Annotated in this window: 17 protein-coding genes; 4 read left to right on the forward strand and 13 right to left on the reverse strand. The window is 72.4% G+C overall.

Annotation, left to right across the window (positions count from 1 at the left end):
* Nucleotides 1-28: 28 nt before the first annotated feature.
* Nucleotides 29-1,717 carry a glycoside hydrolase family 3 protein gene (locus tag FHR37_RS17615; protein WP_139238801.1) on the reverse strand — a complete coding sequence of 563 codons (1,689 nt, stop codon included), beginning with the start codon at nucleotides 1,715-1,717 and terminating at the stop codon, nucleotides 29-31.
* Between the two features lie 161 nt (nucleotides 1,718-1,878).
* Here FHR37_RS17615 and FHR37_RS17620 point away from each other — a divergent pair, with 161 nt between their 5' ends.
* From FHR37_RS17620 to FHR37_RS17630, 3 genes are all read left to right on the forward strand, one after another.
* Nucleotides 1,879-2,301, forward strand: coding sequence for a rhodanese-like domain-containing protein (locus FHR37_RS17620; RefSeq protein ID WP_092880690.1), 423 nt, complete (start codon nucleotides 1,879-1,881; stop codon nucleotides 2,299-2,301).
* A 65-nt stretch (nucleotides 2,302-2,366) separates the two neighbouring features.
* Complete coding sequence (locus FHR37_RS17625) at nucleotides 2,367-3,293, forward strand: magnesium transporter (protein ID WP_175542317.1); 927 nt, start codon at nucleotides 2,367-2,369, stop codon at nucleotides 3,291-3,293.
* The gene (locus FHR37_RS17630; RefSeq protein WP_202817871.1) at nucleotides 3,290-4,552 is read left to right on the forward strand and encodes an NRAMP family divalent metal transporter; all 1,263 of its coding nucleotides are present in this window, start codon (nucleotides 3,290-3,292) and stop codon (nucleotides 4,550-4,552) included. Before FHR37_RS17625 ends, FHR37_RS17630 begins: the two co-directional genes overlap by 4 nt.
* Nucleotides 4,553-4,580: 28 nt before the next feature.
* Here FHR37_RS17630 and FHR37_RS17635 read toward each other — a convergent pair whose 3' ends face one another.
* From FHR37_RS17635 to alr, 8 genes are all read right to left on the reverse strand, one after another.
* Entirely contained in the window at nucleotides 4,581-5,810 is a 1,230-nt protein-coding gene (locus FHR37_RS17635) for a formylglycine-generating enzyme family protein (protein ID WP_237768551.1), read from the reverse strand.
* Nucleotides 5,811-6,058: 248 nt separating this feature from the next.
* Complete coding sequence (gene tsaD, locus FHR37_RS17640; protein ID WP_092880694.1) at nucleotides 6,059-7,105, reverse strand: tRNA (adenosine(37)-N6)-threonylcarbamoyltransferase complex transferase subunit TsaD; 1,047 nt, start codon at nucleotides 7,103-7,105, stop codon at nucleotides 6,059-6,061.
* A gap of 120 nt (nucleotides 7,106-7,225) precedes the next feature.
* Complete coding sequence (locus FHR37_RS17645) at nucleotides 7,226-9,355, reverse strand: ABC transporter substrate-binding protein (RefSeq protein WP_092880696.1); 2,130 nt, start codon at nucleotides 9,353-9,355, stop codon at nucleotides 7,226-7,228.
* Between the two features lie 177 nt (nucleotides 9,356-9,532).
* A complete protein-coding gene (gene rimI, locus FHR37_RS17650) occupies nucleotides 9,533-10,144 on the reverse strand; it encodes a ribosomal protein S18-alanine N-acetyltransferase (protein WP_139238802.1) in 612 nt (203 codons plus the stop codon).
* Nucleotides 10,141-10,803 (reverse strand): tRNA (adenosine(37)-N6)-threonylcarbamoyltransferase complex dimerization subunit type 1 TsaB, encoded by a 663-nt coding sequence (gene tsaB, locus FHR37_RS17655; protein ID WP_092880698.1) that lies wholly within the window; start codon nucleotides 10,801-10,803, stop codon nucleotides 10,141-10,143. Before tsaB ends, rimI begins: the two co-directional genes overlap by 4 nt.
* 33 nt (nucleotides 10,804-10,836) lie before the next feature.
* A complete protein-coding gene (tsaE, locus tag FHR37_RS32550) occupies nucleotides 10,837-11,901 on the reverse strand; it encodes a tRNA (adenosine(37)-N6)-threonylcarbamoyltransferase complex ATPase subunit type 1 TsaE (protein ID WP_092880700.1) in 1,065 nt (354 codons plus the stop codon).
* A gap of 125 nt (nucleotides 11,902-12,026) precedes the next feature.
* Nucleotides 12,027-13,289: an alpha/beta fold hydrolase gene (locus tag FHR37_RS17665; RefSeq protein ID WP_237768552.1), complete on the reverse strand. Its 1,263-nt coding sequence runs from the start codon at nucleotides 13,287-13,289 to the stop codon at nucleotides 12,027-12,029.
* Nucleotides 13,289-14,521 (reverse strand): alanine racemase, encoded by a 1,233-nt coding sequence (gene alr / locus FHR37_RS17670; protein ID WP_092880702.1) that lies wholly within the window; start codon nucleotides 14,519-14,521, stop codon nucleotides 13,289-13,291. Before alr ends, FHR37_RS17665 begins: the two co-directional genes overlap by 1 nt.
* 327 nt (nucleotides 14,522-14,848) lie before the next feature.
* Here alr and FHR37_RS17675 point away from each other — a divergent pair, with 327 nt between their 5' ends.
* Nucleotides 14,849-15,979, forward strand: coding sequence for a P1 family peptidase (locus FHR37_RS17675; protein ID WP_237768553.1), 1,131 nt, complete (start codon nucleotides 14,849-14,851; stop codon nucleotides 15,977-15,979).
* On the opposite strand, the gene FHR37_RS17680 is transcribed toward FHR37_RS17675, so the two are convergent.
* From FHR37_RS17680 to FHR37_RS17695, 4 genes are read right to left on the reverse strand one after another with little or no spacing between them, the layout of a single operon-like run.
* Entirely contained in the window at nucleotides 15,925-17,154 is a 1,230-nt protein-coding gene (locus FHR37_RS17680) for an ABC transporter ATP-binding protein (RefSeq protein ID WP_092880704.1), read from the reverse strand. The two genes, FHR37_RS17675 and FHR37_RS17680, sit on opposite strands and share 55 nt — an antisense overlap.
* Before the next feature lie 10 nt (nucleotides 17,155-17,164).
* On the reverse strand, nucleotides 17,165-18,058 hold the full coding sequence (locus FHR37_RS17685) for an ABC transporter permease (protein WP_202817872.1): 894 nt from the start codon (nucleotides 18,056-18,058) through the stop codon (nucleotides 17,165-17,167).
* The gene (locus FHR37_RS17690; protein WP_202817873.1) at nucleotides 18,055-18,948 is read right to left on the reverse strand and encodes an ABC transporter permease; all 894 of its coding nucleotides are present in this window, start codon (nucleotides 18,946-18,948) and stop codon (nucleotides 18,055-18,057) included. Before FHR37_RS17690 ends, FHR37_RS17685 begins: the two co-directional genes overlap by 4 nt.
* Complete coding sequence (locus tag FHR37_RS17695) at nucleotides 18,945-20,075, reverse strand: extracellular solute-binding protein (RefSeq protein ID WP_092880706.1); 1,131 nt, start codon at nucleotides 20,073-20,075, stop codon at nucleotides 18,945-18,947. Before FHR37_RS17695 ends, FHR37_RS17690 begins: the two co-directional genes overlap by 4 nt.
* Nucleotides 20,076-20,102: the final 27 nt, after the last annotated feature.

The following is a 20,102-nucleotide window of genomic DNA, read 5'->3' on the forward strand; positions in this document are numbered from 1 at the left end:
GGATCGCGTACGGGAAAGCGATGCGGCGCTAGCGGCAGTGCTGCGCGGGCAGGTCCCCGGCGTGCACCGGAAGCCGGCCGCCGCCGCGGGCCTTGCCGGTCAGCACGTCGACCAAGGCGCGGAACGCTTCCGGCGTACGCCCGTACAACCCGATCCGCGCCGTGGACGCGGAGCTGCGCGCCAGGCCGTAAGGGGTGTCCAGGGCGACGACCACCGCGCCCGAGCCCGCCTCGCCGCGGTTCAGCAGGTGTACGACGTCGCCGCCCTCGCCCACTGTCAAGCCTGCCTTGCGGGCGGCCTCGGTGAGCCGGGCACGGTCCTCGGACCGGCCACCGACGACGCTGATCCGCTTGTCCACCAGGCGTCCTTCGCACTTGCCCGACACCACGGTGAGTCCCTGCAGCGAGGCGGCGTAGGAGAGGTCCTTCGCCCCGCCGAACTCGACCTGGGACGGCGTCTTCTGCGCGGTCGACCTCGCGTGCAGCATCAACGCGATCGAACGCGCGGCAGCCTCGTCAAGCCGCGCTTGCGGCAGCCGGCCCGTACGCAGCGCCGCCATGATCGCGTCGTGCGTCTTCGCCGCACTGGCCGGCAACAGGAGCACGTCGGCGCCGGCGAGCAGGGCGCGTACGCCTGCCTCGGCGCTGCCGTACTTGTCGGCCACCGCGGCCATCTCCAGCGCGTCGGTGAACACCGCACCCTGGAAGCCGAGCTGTCTGCGCAGGACGCCGTCGATCATCGGCTTCGACACCGACGCCGGCGTGCCCGGATCGACCGCGCGTACGTCGATGTGGGCGACCATGACCGCCGACGCACCGTCCTTGACCGCCATGGCGAACGGCACCAGGTCGCGGCGCTTCAACGTGGCCAGGGAGGCGTGCTGGACGGGCAGGCTGACGTGGCTGTCGGCGGGAACGCTGCCGTGCCCGGGAAAGTGCTTGGGAACGGACAGGATCCCGGCGTCGGCGTACCCCCGCAAGGATCCCTTGACGATGGCGGCGACCTCCTCGGGGTCGTCACCTGCGGAGCGGCTGGCGATGGTCGGGTCGTCCGGGCCGGTGGTCACGTCGGCGTCCGGCGCGAAGACCATGGTGAAGCCGAGCTTGCGCAGCTCCTCCCCGCTGGCCCGGGCGACGCGGCGGGCGAGCTTCGGGTCGCGGGCGGCGCCGAGCGTCATGTACGCGGGGAACTCCGTCAACGGCGCCTTGACTCTGGCGACGAGCCCACCTTCCTGGTCCACGCCGACCAGCAGCGGCCAGTCCCGGCCCTCCTTGCGGGCCTCGGCGTGCAGGGCGGCGTTGACAGCGCTCACCTGCGCGACCGAATCGACGTTGTACCCCATCACGATCACGCCGCCGACGTGGTACCTGCGCAGCGACTCGATCGGCGCCTCGGTCCCCTGGAAGCCGGCCACGATCACCTGGCCGGCCTTCTGGCTGGCCGTCATGCCGGCAACGGTCTGCTGGGCGCGGCGCCACTCCGCCTCGGTCGGGCCCCAGGACAGCTTCCGGTCCGGGCTCGGCGCGGGGGTGGCGGTGGGCCGGCTCGGGCTGCTCGCCGGTGTCGCCTTCGGGTCGGCCCGGGCGCCCCGGCCCGCGCTCCCCGGCCCGTCACCGCCGCCGTCGTCACCGGCTCCACCACAGGCGGTGGACATGATCAGCAGGAGCGCGAGCGCGACGGCGCGAGCCGTCCTTGCCCGCCATCGGCGTGCCAGCATCCGCTCATGGTGCCAAACCTCCGTAGGACCCGCCTGACCCACGGCAGGCATTGGGCGATCGGGTGAGTTCGTGGCCACCGTCGATTGTGACCACCAGGCCGGTGAGCGCGTTCGCCCGGGGTCTCACGTCGGCCTGACCGGTGGCCGGGGAGGATGGCCGGATGACGGCGATTCCACCGGAGGCGGAGGAGGTCGACCTGACCGTGGCGCGGGCGCTGTGGGCGGCCGGCGATCCGGTGGTCGACGTACGAAGCCCGCAGGAGTACGCCGCCGGCCACGTCGCGGGCGCGGTGAACGTCCCGCTGGACCGGCTGCCGTTCGTCCTCGACACGCTGCCACCCGGCCAGGTGCTGACGGTGTGCTCGCTCGGCACCCGGTCGCGGCAGGGTGCGGAGCGGCTGGCCCGCCTCGGCCGACCGGCGGTGTCCCTGCGTGGCGGCACCAAGGCGTGGGCGGCGGCCGGCCTGCCCACCCGTACCGGCTCCGACCCCGGCGAACGCGTCCGCTCACCCCGATCGCGCCGCCGGTGGTGGCCCTGGCGGCGACCCGGTCGTAGGACCGGCGGGACCGGCGACAACGACTGAACGACGCGCGGGCAGGCGGCGGTTCGTGGGTTCTCGACGGGTCCGTGCTGTCCTACGCTCGGCTCATGCTGGCCCTCACCGGCGAGACGGGGCAGCCGGTCCGGACCGCCGACGGCACCACCGTCGGCCACCTGCGCGACCTCACCGCGCGGATCGGCTCACCGCATCCGGTCGTACACCGGTTGCTGGTCGGCACCCGCCACCGGGCCACGCACCTGGTGCCCTGGAGCGAGGTCGCGTCGTTCGAGCGGTCGGGCGTCCAGTTGCGCGACGCCGAACCGATCTCCGCGTACGCCGACGGCTTCGAGCTCGGCGACGACGAACTCCTGCTGGTACGCGACGTCCTGGACACCCAGATCGTCGACGTCGTGGGGCACCGGCTGGCCCGGGTGGCCGACGTCCTGCTCACCCGGCTGCCCGACCAGCGCCTCGAGGTCGCCGCCGTCGACGTCGGGATGGGCGCGGTCTGCCGCCGGCTCGGCCTGCGGCTCCTCGGCGAGCGGCTGCCCGAGCGCGCCGTCGACTGGCGCGACCTGCACCTGACGTCGAGCCGCGGGCACCTCGTCCAGCTCGCCACCACGGCTGCCGCGGTGCACCGCCTGGACGCCCGCGGGCTGGCCGAACTCCTCACCCGGCTCGACGTGGACAGCGCCACCGACGTGCTGCGGACCGTCGGCCCCGAACGCGCGGCGAACGCGGTCGCGGCCACCCATCCCGACGTCGGCGGCCGGCTGATGCTCGCGCTCGGCTCCGAGGACGCCGGCCGGGTGCTCGACCAGCTTCCCGAGGAGGCCGGACACCACTACCGCCACGTCCTGCGGTCGCGGTCTCCCCTGACCAGGCGGCGGTTCTTCCGGCTGCGCGGCTGGCGTACGCACCGGCCGCGGCACCTCGGCCGGCGACCCGGCGGCAACCACGGCAACCACGGCGACCAGCGCAACCACGGCGACCACGGCGACCAGCGCGGGCCGCGGGAAGACGGCGCGCCGTGACCCCCCGCGTCGGTGACCGGGCCGCGCCGCCCCGGGCCGCCTGGCGGGTACGCATGCTGGCGCTGGTCTCGGTGCTCGGGCCCGGGCTGCTGGCCGGACTGTCCGACGACGACCCGGCCGGCATCACGACGTACTCCGTGCTCGGCGCCGACCACGGCTACCAGCTGCTGTGGGTGCTCCTGCTGTCCACCGTCGCGCTGGTCGTCTTCCACAACCTCGGCGCCCGGATGGGCGTGGTCACCGGGCAGGGCCTGACCGGCCTGATCCGCCAGCGGTACGGCGTGCGCGCGGCCGGGCTCGCCGTCCTCGCCCTGGTGGTGGCGAACGTCGGCACGACCTGCGCGGAGTTCGCCGGGATCGCGGCCGGCTTCGAGCTGTTCGGCGTCAGCCGGTACGTCTCCGTCCCGCTGGCCGCCGTCGTGGTGTCGCTGCTCGTCCTGCGCGGCAGCTTCCACCGGGTCGAGCACATCCTGATGGCGCTGGCCACGGTGTTCGTGGCATACGTCGCGGCCGGCCTGCTCGGCCATCCGGACTGGGGGCAGGTCGCCCGCGGGATGGTGGTGCCGACGATGCCGTTCGACCGGGACGCGCTGCTGATCGCCACCGCCACGGTCGGCACCACGCTCGCGCCGTGGGGCCTGAGCTTCATCCAGTCCTACGCGGTGGACAAGAAGCTGCGGCCGGCCGACCTGCGCTACGAACGGGTCGACGTGGTGACCGGCGCGGTGCTCACCGGCGTGATCGGCGCGTTCGTCGTGGTCGCCTGCGCGAGCACCCTGCACGCGAGGGGCGTCCGGATCGACACCGCCGCGGACGCCGCCCGTGCGCTGGAACCGGTCGCCGGTCAGCTCGCCAGCGGGCTGTTCGGCATCGGACTGATCGGCGCGGGCCTGCTCGCGGCGGCGATCCTGCCGCTGTCGACGGCGTACTCGGTGTGCGAGTTCACCGGGTACGAGGCCGCGCTGGACGACAGCATGCGCGACGCCTCCCTGTTCTACCTGACGTACCTGCTGGTCACCGGTGTGGCGGCGGCTGTCGTGCTGGTGCCGGGCGCGCCGCTGATCCCGATCCTGGTGCTGACGCAGGTGCTGAACGCCGTGCTCCTGCTTCCCCTGCTGGGGTTCATGTACGGCATCTCGCGCGACCGTGACCTGATGGGGCCCTACACCGCGACGCCGGGTGTGGCCGGGCTCTACCTCGCCACCATCGCGTTCATCGCCGCGTGTGTGCTCGGCCTGTTCGTGCTCGGGTTCGGCTGACCCCGGCCGGATCCGCTCGACGTGCGTCTCAGCGGGGGTGGACGACGCACCGGAACCCGACGTGGCAGGTCGCGGTGACGGAGTCGCTCGGCTGCCTGGCCGCCGGGCGGTACCGCAGACAGAACGTCGCCGAGCACAGGTACGAGCCGCCCTTGACCACCCGCACCACCCGGTCGACGTCGTAGCTGCCGTCCGCCGGCAGTTCGGTGCCCGACGGGTCGTCGGTGGCCGCGCGCTGCCGGGGCAGCGGTCCCGACCGGTCGAGTGGTACGACGAGTGGCACCGGTACGCAGACCGCCTTGGCCGCGCGGTCCGGCTCCGGCGCGTGGTAGAGGTCGCTGGTCCACTCCCACACGTTGCCGGTCATGTCCAGCAGTCCGTACCCGTTGGCCGGGAACAGTCCGGTCGGTGACGTTCGCCGGTACGGACCGAGCCCCGCGCGGCGCCACGGGAAGTCGCCCTGCCAGACGTTGGCCATCAGCCGCCCGCGTGGGCTGAAGTCGTTGCCCCAGGCGTAGACCGCGCCGTCCAGCCCGCCGCGCGCGGCGTACTCCCACTCGGTCTCGGTCGGAAGCTGCTTGCCCGACCAGGCGGCGTACGCCTCGGCGTCCTCGTAGGCGACGTGCGTCACCGGGTGGCGCTCACGTCCGTGCGGAGCGCTGACCGGACCCTCGGGCCGGCGCCAGCACGCGCCCGGAACGTAGGACCACCAGCTACCCCAGTCGGACAGGTCCACCGGCCCCGGCGTGGGACGGAAGACCAGCGAGCCCGGCGTCGCCGGCCGGGGGTCCACGCCGGAAGCGCTGCCGGAAGCGCGGCCTGCGTCGAGGTGGCGTTCGGCGACCGTGACGTAGCCGGTGGCCCGGACGAACCGGCGGTACTCCGCCACCGTGACCGGGTGCTCGTCCATCCAGAAGCCGGCCACCTCGACGGTGCGGACGGGGCGCTCCTCGGGGTAGAAGTCGTCGCTGCCCATCGCGAACGTGCCGCCGGGCACCCACACCATCCGCCTGCCGGGCCGGGCACGGGTCCGGTTTCCGGGCCTGGTCGAGGTCTCGCTGCGATGCCGCCCGCTGGGCTGACTTCTGGGCTCGCTCCTGGGCTGGCTTCTGGGCTGACTCGTGAGCTCACCGTTGAGCCGGCCCGAGGGCTGACCCGTGAGCTGACCTCTGAGCCGACTCCGGCCGGAACCGCCTTCCTGGCCGCCGGGCTCGTCTCCGGGGACGACGCCGGACCCCGTCTCGGTGCGAGTGGTCATGGCGGCTCCGGTGAGCTGTGGCGCGTTCCTACCCGCCTCCTATCCGCTCACCCGTCCCGCCAATCGTGCGACCGGAATTCCCCGGCACCGAGCGGGCGCAAGCTGACATTGACACCGAGCCGGTAAGCCGACCGGCGACCGGTTCGACCGTGACGATCGACCCGATTCGTCCTACTGCGGGCCGGTCCAAACTAGTTCGAACTAATTCGAACTAATTCAGAACCCAACGTACGAAGGGGAACCCGGTGTCAGCCGGCGATCGTGGTGACCGGAAGCGAGGAGTCGGCCACCAGGTCCAGCCGGGACGCGGTCCGCCCGCGGGCCAGCATCTGCGCGCCCAGCGCGGCCACCATCGCTCCGTTGTCCGTGCACAGCTTGGGTCGCGGCACCCGCAGCCGGATCCCGGCCGTGTCGCAGCGCTCCTGCGCCATCGCCCGCAACCTGGAGTTGGCAGCGACCCCGCCACCGATCAGCAGGTCGTCCACACCCCTGCTGCGGCAGGCGTCCACCGCCTTGCGGGTGAGCACGTCGCACACCGCCTCCTGGAAGGACGCGGCCACGTCGGCCACCGGCACCGGCTCACCGGCACGCTCCCTGGTCTCCACCCAGCGGGCGACGGCGGTCTTCAGACCGGAGAAGGAGAAGTCGAACCGGTGCCGCGCAAGGTCACGTTGACCGGTCAGCCCGCGCGGGAACCGGACGTACGCCGAGTCGCCGGCCTTCGCCTCCCGGTCGACGTACGGCCCACCCGGGAACGGCAGCCCCAGCAGCCTGGCCACCTTGTCGAACGCCTCGCCCGCCGCGTCGTCCATGGTGGAGCCGAGCGGGTCCACGGTGTCGGTGACGTCCTCGACCAGCAGCAGCGAGGAGTGTCCGCCGGACACCAGCAGGGACACGCACGGCTCGGGCAGCGGGCCGTGTTCGAGGGTGTCCACGGCGACGTGGGCGGCCAGGTGGTTGACGCCGTACAGCGGCTTGCCGAGCCCCAGTGCCAGCGCCTTCGCGGCGGCGACGCCGACGAGGAGGGCTCCGGCGAGCCCGGGCCCGCTGGTCACCGAGATCGCGTCCACGTCGGCGAGCCGGACCCCGGCCGTCTCGCAGGCACGGTCCAGCGACGGGATCATCGCCTCCAGGTGCGCCCGGCTGGCGACCTCGGGCACCACGCCGCCGAACCGCGCGTGCTCCTCCAGACTGGAGGCGACCGCGTCGGCGAGCAGGGTGCCACCCCGGACGATTCCGACACCCGTCTCATCGCACGACGTTTCGATGCCCAGCACCAACGGCTCGTCGCTCACGCGACCACCCCGGCCCGCTCCTCGTTCACACCACGGTTCACCCAGCGCACGACCGCGAGCCTAGCCCGCCACCGTGGCGGGCCGAGCTCGCGGTCGGCGTTCGTTGCTGTCGTCGTACGGTCAGATCGTGTGCTGGTCCGGGTTGGTCCAGAACCACGTCTCCGGGTCGTAGACCGCCGGCGTCGGGTGGATCCAGGGTGCGGCGAACCCGCCCATGGCCAGCTCGTTCCGCGCGGGGACGTTCTTCATGTCCGCGTGCACGAGCAGGATGTACGGCGTGTTCGCCACGACGCCCAGCAGGTACGGGCCGTCGGTGATGTGGATCTTCACCATCTCCCAGACGAGCTGGTGGCGCTTCAGCTCGTCCGGCTCGATCTTGGTCTGGTCGTAGATCTTCCACAGCCGGGCGACCGGGCCACCCGGCTCGGCGTCCATCCGTGGCGGCGTGCGCTTGTACGGGTCGACGTCGAGCTGCTTCCTCTCGTTCGGCCCACCGCGCTGGTTGTAGAACTCACCCTGCAGCGGCGCCCAGCGCGAGGACTCCATCGGCACCAGCCACTGCGGGTAGACCAGGCAGTTGGGCCCGTCGCCGGTCTCCCACGTGGTGTTGGTCATCAGCTTGCCGAACCGCCACTGGTCGCCGTAGCCGTCCGGCGGGACCGGGTTGAGCCGGGTGTCGATCCCGATCGCGTCCCAGTCCTTCTTCAGCAGGTTGTTCTTGTGCTGGTGCTCCGGAGCGGTGTCGGCCTGGTAGTCCAGTCGTACGACGAGCTTGGAGCCGTCGGGCATCTCCCGCTTGCCGTCGCCGTCCTTGTCCACCACGCCGATCTCGTCGAGGATCTTCTTGGCCAGCTCGGGGTCGTACTTGATGTAGCTGTCCCGCCAGGACCTGTAGACCTTCTTGCCCTCGTCGTTGACGTGGAACTCGATCGCCTTCGGGCTCATCGTCCCGGTGGTGAGCTCGCCGGTGTTGTAGTAGACCGCCTTCTGCACCTCGGCCCGGTTGTAGGCGTGCGACAGGGCCTGGCGGAACTTGGCGGTCCGGATCAGCTTGCGCATCTTCGGCTCGTAGTAGTCCTGGTTGAAGAACACCAGCGAACCGCTGCCGTCGCCTGCGTCCCACAGGACCACCGCGAGCTTGGTCTTGGCCTGCGACTGCTTGAGCGAGGAGATGTCGCTGAGGAACAGCGAGGTGAACCCGCCGAAGAGGAAGTTCAGCTTCCCCTCCACGGCCTGCAGCTTCTGCACCTCGGGGTTCTGGACGACGTTGAAGTTCAGCGCGTCGAGGTAGGGAAGCTGGGCGCCGTCGGGCGCGACGCACCAGTAGTACGGGTTGCGTTCGAAGACGACCCGGCGGCCGTCCTTGTAGGACTGGCACTTCCAGCCGGTCATCACCGGGCAGTCGGGGTTGCGGATCCACGCCCGCTTCTGGTCGAACAGGCCCTTGTCGGTGGCCCAGTCCTTCCCCACCGACTTGTTGTACTTCGGGTGCCACTGCTTGAGGTAGTGCTTGGGCTCCATCCAGCCGGGGCCGTTGCCGCGGTTGACCCACATGGCCAGCCGGTCGGCGGTCAGCGGGGCGGGCGCGTCGAACTTCATCGAGATGGTCAGCGCGTCCGGCGCCGTCATCGTCATCACGGTGCCCTTGCCCGAGCGTGCCTCGTCCGGAGGGACCTCGCTGTGCTCGGTGTTGAGCACCATGTCCTTCCACCAGAACATGATGTCGTCGGTCGACCACGGCTGGCCGTCGGACCACTTCAGCCCCTCGCGGAAGTGCAGCGTCCACTCGCTGGCGTCGGCGTTGGACTCCCACGACTCCACCAGGCCCGGGCCGATGTCCTGGCCGTCGTTGAGGTAGCGCAGCAGGGAGTGGCCGTACATGTACTCCGCATGGGTGCCGGAGTCACTGGCGGAGGTGACGGTGCTGATCACGCCGCCGTACTTCCCCGGCGTCAGCCAGTTGTGCGGTACGACGTAGGGCTTCCTGGGCAGTCGTTCCTCGAGCTTGGGCAGCTTGCCGGCCTGCACCAGCTTGGCGAGCTCGGGCGACTCCTTCAGCTTCGCCGGCACCGCGACCGGCTTGACGCGCGATCCCTTGCGGGCCTGCGCTGTCGGCTTGGCGCCGCCCTTCGGGCCGCCGCCCTCCGTCTGGTTGTCGCCGCCCGAACATCCCGCGAGGACCACGCTGCCGGCCGCGACCGCGGACAGGTGCAGCAGGGCGCGGCGGCTCAGGCCGAGTCGGTCGTTCATGGTTTCCCTCCCGACCGGCGGTGCGCCTCACCAAGAGCCGCCGGCGTCGAACGCACGGAGAAAGCGTGCGAGCAATCGATTTCCCGCACGACCGTAAGAGGCCACCACAGGCGCGTCAAGAAATTGCGGCAAGATCGTCCGGGACCGGCAAACGAGGGCGTTGCCGACGGCCCGGAGCTACTGCTCCAGCGGGGCCAGCCGGAGCACCAGGGCGTCGGCCACACCGTGGTAGTAGCCGCGCCGCCGGGCGATCTGCTCGAAGCCGATCGCCTCGTACATCGCCAGCGCCGCGGCGTTGTCGTGGCGCACCTCCAGCAGCGCCTCGGCGCAGCCACGCTCCCGGGCCTGGTCGAGCAGCGCGTCCAGCAGCGCCCGCCCGATCCCCTCCCGGCGGCGATCCGGTCGTACGGCGATGCGTTGTACGTCGGCCGTGGCCGCGACCGCGAGCAGGGACGCGTACCCCGCGATCGCGGACTCGCCGGTGCCCGTGCCGGTCCCGGTGCCCCAGCAGGTGTCGACGTCGTCGACTTCGTGGACGTCGTCGACCTCGTGGACGTCGTTGACTTCGTGGACGTCGTCGCCGGCGTCGATGTCGCAGACGACGTGGCCGTCCTCGGAGGTGCGGGCAGGGCCGGCGTCCTCGGCCACGAGGACGCACCTGGTGTCGGGCACCCCGGCGAGCTCGCCTTCCAGCGCCTGTTCGCCCCAGGCGTCCCGGCCGAAGCAGGCCGTCTCCAGCGCGCGCAACGTCACGAGGTCCTCGAAACGAGCCGGCCGGATGGCGATCATGTCGGGACCCGCTCCTCGCGGGTGGTCAGGACGCGCTTGCCACGGGTGCGGGGCTCGACCGCGTCCGGGCGGCGCAGATACATCGGTGTCGCGGGTACGACCTTCGCCGTACCCGAGGCCACCAGGTCGGCGAGCACCGCGGCGTCGGGGTCGAGCGGGCCGGCCGCCGTCGGGAACGCCGCGGGATACAGCGTCGCGCCACGCCCCACCACGGGGTCCGCGGTGGCGAGGGCGTCCGGCCGGTCCACCCGGGGTCCGTCGACGCGGGTGTGCCGGTCGGCGTACCTCCCCCAGTAGACCTCCTTGCGGCGTGCGTCCGTCGCCACGCAGAACGGCCCGGTGCCGATCTCGGCGGCTGCCGCGAGCACGTCGAGAGTGCACACGCCGTGCACCGGAATGTCCAGGACATGCCCCAGCGTCCGGGCCGTCACCAGCCCCACCCGCAGCCCGGTGAACGGGCCGGGGCCGACGCCGACGGCGATGTCGGTGAGGTCGGTCCGGTCCGCGCCGGCCTGGTCGAGTACGGCCGCGATGCCGGGGGCGAGGAGCTCGCCGTGACGCATGGCGTCCACGACCGTTGACGTCGCCACCACCGACGTACCGTCGTGGAGCGCGACCGTGATCGCCGGGGTGGCCGTGTCGAACGCGAGGAGCAGCACGTTGGTCAGGCTAGCCCGGGCCGGTGGCGAAGGTCAGTGCGGGACGGACCTGACGTCGGCCGCGAGACCGTCGGCGAGCGCGTCGCGGACCGCGACGTCCAGCCAGCGCCGGCCGACCGGGACGACCCGGACCTGCCGGACATCCGCGTGTTCGTCCTCTGGTTCGTCCTCGGGTTCGCTGTCGAGTGCGCCGTCGGGTGTGCGTTCGGGCGCGCCGGCGCTCTCGTCCGCGGACCGGTCCTCGCGTTCGCTCGTGGCGTCCTCCCCCACGCCCCGGCTGACCACGACCTCCAACCGGTCCTCGGCCAGGCCCTCGGCGAGCCCCTCACCCCACTCGACCACCGTGACCGCGTCGTCCACGGAGGTGTCCAGGTCGAGGTCGTCGAGTTCGGCCACGCCGCCCAGCCGGTACGCGTCGACGTGCACCAGCGGCGGGCCGCCGACCGTCGACGGGTGCGCACGCGAGATCACGAACGTGGGCGAGGTGACCTGGCCGCGGACCCCGAGCCCGGCGCCGATTCCCTGCGTCAACGTCGTCTTGCCGGCACCGAGCTCACCCGTCAGCAGCACCAGGTCACCGGCGCGCAGGATCGTCGCGAGCCGCCGGCCGACCTCCTGGGTGTCCTCGACGCTGACCGCGGTCACCTCCACCGGCAGCCGCTTGGCCAGGTGGATGTTCGGCCCGTCCTCGCCGGCCACGAGGTAACCGCGGTGCCGCCAGAACGTGAGCGTGGCCGGCAGCTCCGCCCGGGCGACCAGGCGTACGCCGGCGAGCCCGTGGTCGGCCGCGACCTCCTCCGCGCAGCCGACCATCGCGGTGGCCACGCCACGGTGCTGGAACCTCGGGTGTACCGACACCCGGCGCAGGTCGAGCCACCCGTCGTTCTCGGCGAGCAGCATCGCGCCGGCGGGGCGGCCGTCGACCTGGGCCAGCAGCCCGCCGTAGGAACGCACCGCGTCCTCCACCGTCCGCACCGTCTCCCGCAGCGCGGTGCCGGGTGGGTTCAGCGGCGGCCGGGCGCCGAACGCCGCGTGGATGACGCCCACCAGGGCAGCCGCGTCCGTGGGCTTGGCCTCGACGACGTGCAGGTCGGTCACCGTGTGCGCTCCGCTTCGTCCACTCGTTCGGTCGTTCGGTCGTCTTGGTTCGTACGGTGGTTCTGGTTCGTACGGTTCTGGTTCGTACGGTCGCTCGTCCTCGATCCGGCCGGTCCAGTAGCCGGTCAGCCGGTCTCGTCCACCGGTCGTTCCGTCATCGAACCCGCCGCCGTGGCGGCCCGGCCGAGGAGGTCCAGCAGCGCGGCGTTGACCACGTCCGGATGCTCGATCAGGAACATGTGCCCACTGTCGGACAGCTCGATGTACTCCGCGGCGGGATGCCGCTCGGCGATCTCCCGGCTGTGCTCCACCGGAGTGATCAGGTCCTCGCGGCCGCCGATGACCAGCGTCTCCACGCCGTGCAGCGCCTCCAGCGCGTGGAACTTGTCGTGCTGGGCGAACCCCGGGTAGAAGTCCGCCACCACCTCGATCGGCGTACCCGCGAGCATCTCCGCCACGAACTCCACGCGCGCCCGGGAGACCCTCGAGCCGAAGGAGTAGTGCTTGGTGAGGAAGTACGCCACGTCGCTGCCGGCCTTGCGGCCCCGCTCGATCAGGCCGGGCGCCCGGGACATCGCGGCCACCGCGGCGGGGGTCAGCCGGTGCACCAGCCGTCCCACCGGGCCCGGCACCCCGAGCGTCACCGAGTCCAGGCCGCCGGCGCTGCTGGCCAGCAACGCGACACCGACGACCCGCTCGGCGAAGATCTCCGGGTGCTGGTCGGCCAGCGCCAGCACCGACATGCCGCCCATCGAGTGGCCGACCAGCACGATGGGGCCCTCCGGGGCGAGGGCGGCGAGCACCTCGCCGAGGTCCTTGCCGAGCTGGTCGACGTTGCACAGGTCGCTCGGCGAGCGGCCGGAGCGGCCGTGGGACCGCTGGTCGTAGAACACCAGCCGCGCCTCACCCTCCAGCGCGGACCGCTGGAAGTGCCAGCAGTCGAGGTTGAGGGCGTACCCGTGGCAGAAGACCACGGTGAGCGGGTCGGCCACCCGGGGGTTCGGCTCGTCGACCTCGGCGTACAGCTCCAGGCCGTCGGTGGTCTTCACGATCGTCGGGTCGCCGCGCCGGATGCCGAGCGGCCCGTCGTCGCGCAGGTCGGCGCTGCGGCGCCGGCCCACGACGTAGCGTTCGAGCGCGATCCCGGCGGCGGCACCGGCAGCCAGCATGCCGGTGGCGGCACCGAGAACACCGGTGCGGCTACCGAGCAGCTCGACCATCCGATCCGCGGCGTCGGTCCGGCCGGCGCCGTCCGACCGGCCCGGCCGCGCTGCCCTGGCGGCCTTCGCGACCTGCGAGATCCGGGAGCCCCGAGCGGGGCGCCCGAGCCTGCCCGCCTGAGCGGCGCGATCGACGGCGCGGCCGACGCGGTTCAGCTCACCTGCCATCAGGCCCTCCCCCCGACGTAGTGCCGGGGCACCCGGGCACCGATGCGGGTGACGATCTCCCAGGAGATCGTGCCGGTGGCGTCGGCCCAGTCCTGGGCGGTCGGCTCACCGGAGGTCCCCGCGCCGAACAGCACCACCTCGTCTCCGGCGACGGTGGCGTCGTCGCCGAGATCGAGAACGAACTGGTCCATGCACACGGTGCCGGCGATCGTACGCCGCCGCCCGCCGGCCCACACCGGCCCGACGTTGCTCGCCGCCCGCGGCACCCCGTCGGCGTACCCGAGCGGCACCAGGCCGAGCGTGGTCTCGGCGGGAGTGACGTACCGGTGGCCGTACGACACGCCCTCGCCGGCCGGCACGCGTTTGACCAGGGCCAGCCGGGCCCGCACCGACATCGCGGGGACCAGGCCGAGCTCCTCCGGCGAGGACACCTCGGGCACCGGGGACAGGCCGTAGACGGCGAGGCCGGGGCGTACGAGGTCGAAGTGGGTGTCGGACCGGGTGAGCGTCGCGGCGGAGTTGGCGAGGTGGCGTACCTCGGGGCGGACCCCCACCCGCTCGGCGAACGCCAGCGCCTCCTCGAACACCGCGAGCTGCCGGTCGACCGACGGATGGCCGAGCTCGTCGGCGCAGGCCAGGTGGGACCAGATCCCGGCGACCCGGACCGTGCCCTCCGCCTCGGCACTGAGCGCCGCGTCGATCAGGGCCGGCCAGTCCTTCGGGCCGGCGCCGCCGCGGTTGAGTCCGCTGTCGATCTTCAGGTGCACCCGCGCGGTGGTGCCGGTGTGCTCGGCCGCCTCGGCGATCTCGTTCAGCTGCCAGGCGGAGTAGGCGGCGACGTCGACGTCCGCGGCCAGCGCCGGCCGCCACCGCTCGCCGGGCGAGGCCAGCCAGGACAGGATCCGCGGCGCGGTCAGCCCGGCCGCCCGCAGAGCCAGCGCCTCCTCGACCGTGGCCACGCCCAGCCAGCCGGCCCCGCCGTCGACCGCGGCCCGGGCCGCCGGCACCAGGCCGTGGCCGTAACCGTCGGCCTTGACCACTGCCAGCACGGCGGCGCCACCGACCCGGCCAAGGATCGCCTCGACGTTGGCGCGGATAGCGGCGAGGTCGATCCGTGCCTCGGCGCGGCCGGGGGCGTTGCCGTGCTCGGGGCTGGCAGCGCGCGCGGCGGTGCCGTCCGCGCCCTGCCGGTCCGCGGCGACGCGGGGTGAGTGCGTTCTGCCTGTGTCCATCCCTCTGCCCGTTCGACCTGGTGCTCGTTCGACCTGGCGTCCTTCTTGGCCTGGTGTCTTTCTCGACGTCTTGTGCGCTCGACCTGTTGCCCGGGCGGCGGCCCGCGTTTCGGCGAACCGCGTTCACGACGGCTCCAGTGTTCCAGGCCGCACCCCCAAGGTCGGTGCGGGCAGGGTCGCCACGCTGCCCGCGCACTCCCGGGGACGGCCCAGGCGGGCCGCCGGCCGGTCCCGCGCCTCCGGGGGCGGCCGGACGGCCCCCTCGGACCTGGTCGAAGCCGGTCTGAACGCCAGGATTCATGACCGAAGCCCCTAAGCTCGGCCCTTGTGGACGAACAGCAGATCGCGGACGTGCTGGTCAACCCGTACGGCGCGCTGACAGACGTGCCGGACGTGCTGGTGGGCCAGGTCGAGCGGGTCGGTGGCGGCTGGCTGACCGGCGTCACGGCGGTGATCCCGCCGTCCGGGACCATCGGGGCGGTCGACGTCCGCGGGGGCGGGCCGGGTACGCACGAGACGGACGCGCTGGCACCCGGGACGCTGGTCGACACCGTGGACGCGGTGACGCTGGCCGGCGGAAGCTCGTTCGGGCTGGCCGCCGCCACCGGCGTGCAGCGCTGGTGTGAGGAGCAGGGCCGCGGCGTGGCCATCGGCCCGGAAGCCGTGGTGCCGGTGGTCCCGGCCGCGATCGTCTTCGACCTGGGCAAGGGCGGGGACCTCCGCAACCGCCCGGACGCCGACCTCGGCTACGCCGCCGCCACCGAGGCCGCCGCCGGCGTGGTGCGCACCGGCTCGGTGGGCGCGGGCACCGGCGCGTCGTTCAGCCTCCCCCGGCTCAAGGGCGGCGTGGGTACGGCGAGCGTGCGACTGCCCGGCGGCATCGTGGTCGGCGCGCTGGTGGTGGCCAACGCCTACGGTTCGCCCTGCCTGGACGACACGGGTGCGCTGCTGGCCGCGCAGTACGTCACCGACGAGACCCTGCGGCCCGGAGTCCCGTCGCCCGCGGAGCACGCCCGGGCGCAGGCCGACCCGGCGGCGCGGAGAGGTGGTCCGGCCGAGCAACCGGACGTCCTGAACACCACCCTCGCCGTCGTGGCCACCAACGCCCGGCTCACCCACCCGCAGACGCAGCGGATGGCCGCGGCGGCCCACGACGGCCTGGCCCGGTCGGTCCGGCCGGTGCACACCCTGGTCGACGGGGACACGATCTTCGCCCTCGCCACGGGCACGGCCGACGTGGTCGCGGCCGCGCCGGAGTCCTGGCCCGGTGCGGCCGAGATCGGTGGCGCGGCCGCGGTGCAGGCGGCCGCCGCCGACGCCGTGACGCTCGCGATGGTGGACGCGATCCTCGCCGCCACCCGGGTGCGGACGCCCGCCGTGGACCTGCCGGGTTACCTCGACCGTTATCCGTCCGCGCGGCCGACCGGGCGTTCGGACCGCAGCTTCCCGTCGGCGTAGACCAGCGCCCGCCCGAACGTCACCGGCACCGTCTCCTGGCCGACCGGGGTGTCCGCGCCGACGAAGGCGCGCAGGGTGAGCGGCCCGAGCTCGAGGACGAACTCGGTGAAGTGGCCACGGGGCACCTCCCGGACCACCCGGGCCGGCACGCCGCCGGGCTGCCCGACCCGCACGTCCTCCGGGCGGACCCCGACCAGGCCGGGCTGCTCGGTGAGGGCGGACGGCGCCTGGCACGGCACCGCGACGTCGCCGACCTCCACCACGGCGCCCGGGCCGGCCACCCGGCCGATCCCGCCTGCCCCGCCCGCCGGAGCCTCGCGCACCCGCGCCTCGAAGAAGTTCATCGTCCCCACGAAGTCGGCCACGAACCGGGTGCGCGGCTCGCGGTAGAGGTCGTGCGCGCCGGCGTACTGCTCGATCCTCCCCGCGTTCATCACCGCGATCCGGTCGGAGATGGACAGCGCCTCGTCCTGGTCGTGGGTGACGAAGACCGTCGTGATGCCGACCCGCTGCTGGATCTCCTTGATGTCCTCGCGCACCTTGACCCGCAGCTTGGCGTCCAGGTTGGACAGCGGCTCGTCCAGCAGCAGCACCTCCGGCTCCAGGACGAGCGCCCGGGCCAGCGCGACACGCTGCTGCTCGCCGCCGGAGATCTGCGCCGGGAAGCTGCGGATGTGGTGGGTCAGGTTGACCAGGGCGAGAGTGCGCTCGACGCGTTCGGCGATCTCGGCTTTGGGCAGCTTGCGCAGCCGCAGCCCGAAGGCGACGTTCCTGAAGACGTTCATGTGCGGCCAGAGCGCGTAGTTCTGGAACACCATCGCGGTCGGGCGGCGCTCCGGCGGGGTGGTCGTGTAGCCGCGGCCACCGATCAGCACCTGGCCGGCGTCGGGCCGCAGGAAGCCGCCGATCATCCGCAGCGTGGTCGTCTTGCCGCAGCCGGACGGGCCGAGCAGGCAGACGAGCTCACCGCGCCGCACCCGCAGGTCGAGGTTGTCCACGATCAGCCGGCCGCCGAGCGTCTTGGCCACCTGGTGCAGCACCAGCCCGGCGTCGGCGTCGCGGTCCGCGCCCCCAGCACTCGCGGCCGTGCCGGTCGCGCCGGCGGCACCCGTCGCGGCGTTCGCCGGGTCGTCCGGGCCCTGCCGGTCGCTGACCGCGGAGGTGGGTTCGGCCATGGCGTTGCCCCTAACGAAGCTGGAAGCCCTCGGCCAGATGCCCACCCATCACGTGCCGGCGGACCAGCAGCATGAGCACCACCGAGGGAATCGACAACAGGATGGAGAAGACCGCCGCGGCCTGCTCGGGATAGTTGAGGACGAGGGTGTACATCTCCGTCGGCATGGTGACGTACGTCGGCGCGCCGACCAGGAACGTGCCCTGCGCCTCGTCGAAGGACGCGAGGAACGACAGGATCATCGCCACCAGGATGCCCGGCGCGGCCAGCGGGAACGTCACCCGGAAGAACACCGTCAGCGGCCGGGCGCCGACGTCGCGGGCCGCCTCCTCCAGGCTGCGCGGCACGGACGCGAACGCCGCCGCCGGGATCCAGGTCATGAACACCACCGTGCCGAGCACCTGGATCACCACGACGCCGACGAACGTGCCCATCAGGTGCAGGGAGTAGAACAGCCCGGCGATGGACACGAACAGCCCGATCTTGGGGAACGCGTTGGTGGCGAACAGCGAGATCAGCAGCACCCGCCGGCCCGGGAACTGGTAGCGGGAGAAGGCGTACGCCGCCGGCAGGCAGATCACCGCCGACACCACCGTCACCACCGGCGCGAACGTGAAGCTGAGCCGGATCGAACTGCCGAGTGTCTGGTCCGACAGCACCTGCCGCCACCAGTGCAGCGTCCACTCCCCCGGCAGCAGCGAAGGGAACGTCCACGCACCGCTGAACGCCCGGACGGCCAGCCACACCAGCGGCCCCATCACGAACACGCCGAGCACCAGCACGAACGCGGCCAGCAGGACGCGGGCAACCACCCGGCCGACCAGCCCGCCCGGCGGCGCGACGTCGGGCACCGGCGGCGCGTCGAGGTCGTCCGGACGGACGACCGGGACCTCCGGCGCCGTCACAGCACCGCCCCCGAACGCTTGGCGGTACGGAAGTTGGCCCACACGTAGACCGCGCCGATCACCGCCGCGAGCGCGAACACCACCATCGCCATCACCTGCGCCTGCTGGGGCTGGTTGAACGACCCGAACGTGTTCGTCATCTGCGGCCCGAGCATGTTCGGCGCCGACGGCCCGGTGAGGTAGGGCACGGTGAAGCTGCCGAGCACCGAGATGCCGGTGAACGTCGCCACGATGACGGTGGGTACGACGTTCATCGGCAACATCACCGACCACACCGCGCGGGGCAGCGTGGCACCCGCGTCGCGGGCGGCGTCGACGAGCACGGTGGGTACGGCGTTCAGGCCCGAGGTCATCATCAGCACGCCGAACGGCAGGCTGACCCAGATCTGCCCGATCGTCACCGCCACCATCGTGTAGCTCAGCGTCGGCGCGGACTCCCAGCCGACCAGATGGGCGACCGTGCGCAGGAAGCCGTCCTGGGCGTAGAAGGTGAGGATGGCGTACGACGCGATCACCACCGGGATGAACAACGGCACCACCGCGAGAGCGGAGAACACCTTCGCCAGCCGGCTCCCGGACAGCCGGACGTACAGCCCGATCGCCCACGCCAGCACGACGGTCACCACCACCGCCACCACCGTGACCACCACCGAGGCGCTCACGCTGCGGCGGAACTGCCCGCTCGCGAACACCTCGGAGTAGGCGGCGGTGGTGCCCCACCAGTGGTCGGCGGGGTACTGGCGCTGGGCGATCGAGGCGATGACGGAGTTGGGCCCGCCGGTGTGGCCGAGGGTGTACATCGCCGCGGCCACCACCGGGAAGCCGACGAACAGCGCCACCACCAGCACCGGCGGTGCGGCCATCAGCAGGCCGCGCAGGCGGTTGCTCAACCCGGCACCTTCTGCTGCCAGAGGTTGTTCAGGTCGTTGGTCATCTTCTGGGAGTAGGTCTGGCGCAGGTGCTGGGTGTCCAGGCCGGCGAACTTCGAGCGCACGTCGGCGGGCAGCTTGTCCAGCGACACCGCGGGGTAGCCGGCCAGCACGTCGACGACCTTCTTCTGCTGGGCCGGCTCGAGCAGCCAGTCGAGCAGCTTGTACGCCGCGTCCTTGTTGGGCGCGCTCGCGGCCACGCCGAGGTAGACCGCGCCACCGGTGAACGACGGCTCACTGATCTGGGCGAGCTTGATCTCCTTGCCCAGCAGCCCGGTCTGCTTGCCCGACAGCGCCATGTCCGACCACACCGGGGCGACCCAGATCTGGCCCTTGGCCAGCAGGTTGAGCACGTCCTGGTTGCCGTTGGGATAGACGTGCTGGTAGATCGAGCCGTTCAGGCCCTTCAGCTCCGCGAACCCGCGGTCCCAGTCCTTCTCCAGGTCGGGCACGTAGTCGGTGACCATCTTCTGCCGGTCACCGGCGGGGACGTACTTGTCCAGCACCGTGGTGACGAACGACTGCCCGGACCCGCCGGTGGGCGGGGAGTTGTAGGTGAACTTCCCCGGGTGTGCCTTGATCCAGGCCAGCAGGTCGTCGAGGGTCTTCGGCGGGTCGGGCACGTGCTCGGCGTTGTAGGCGAGCACCACCGACGAGCCGCGGTAGGGAACCGCCGACTGCTTCACCGGCGTGAGCAGGCCCGCGTCGACGTTGGTCAGGTTGGGCACCTGCTTGGTGCTCACCTTGGTGAGCAGGCCGGACAGCGCGGCGGTGCCGATGAACCCGCTCTCGGCCAGGTCGAAGCCGGGGTCCTGTTTGCCCTTGACCGCGGCGCCGAGCTTGGCCAGCGTCGTGGTGTCGTTGACGCCGTGCTCGGAGAACGTCAGCTTGACGTCGTAGCCGGGATTGTCCTTGCGGAACGCCGGGATGAGGGACTTCTGCCACATGTCCCGGAGGTTGACGTCACCGCCGACGTAGAGCCGGGCGGTCTTCCCGCCGCCACCGCCGGACGACGAGTCGGTGCCGCCGTTGCCGCCGCACGCGGTGCCGGCGAGTCCGAGCGCCAGCACGACCACCGAGGACAGCACCGCTTTGTGCCATGAACGCCAATGCCA

Origin of the sequence: Actinopolymorpha cephalotaxi, assembly GCF_013408535.1 — a bacterium.
GTDB lineage: Bacteria > Actinomycetota > Actinomycetes > Propionibacteriales > Actinopolymorphaceae > Actinopolymorpha > Actinopolymorpha cephalotaxi.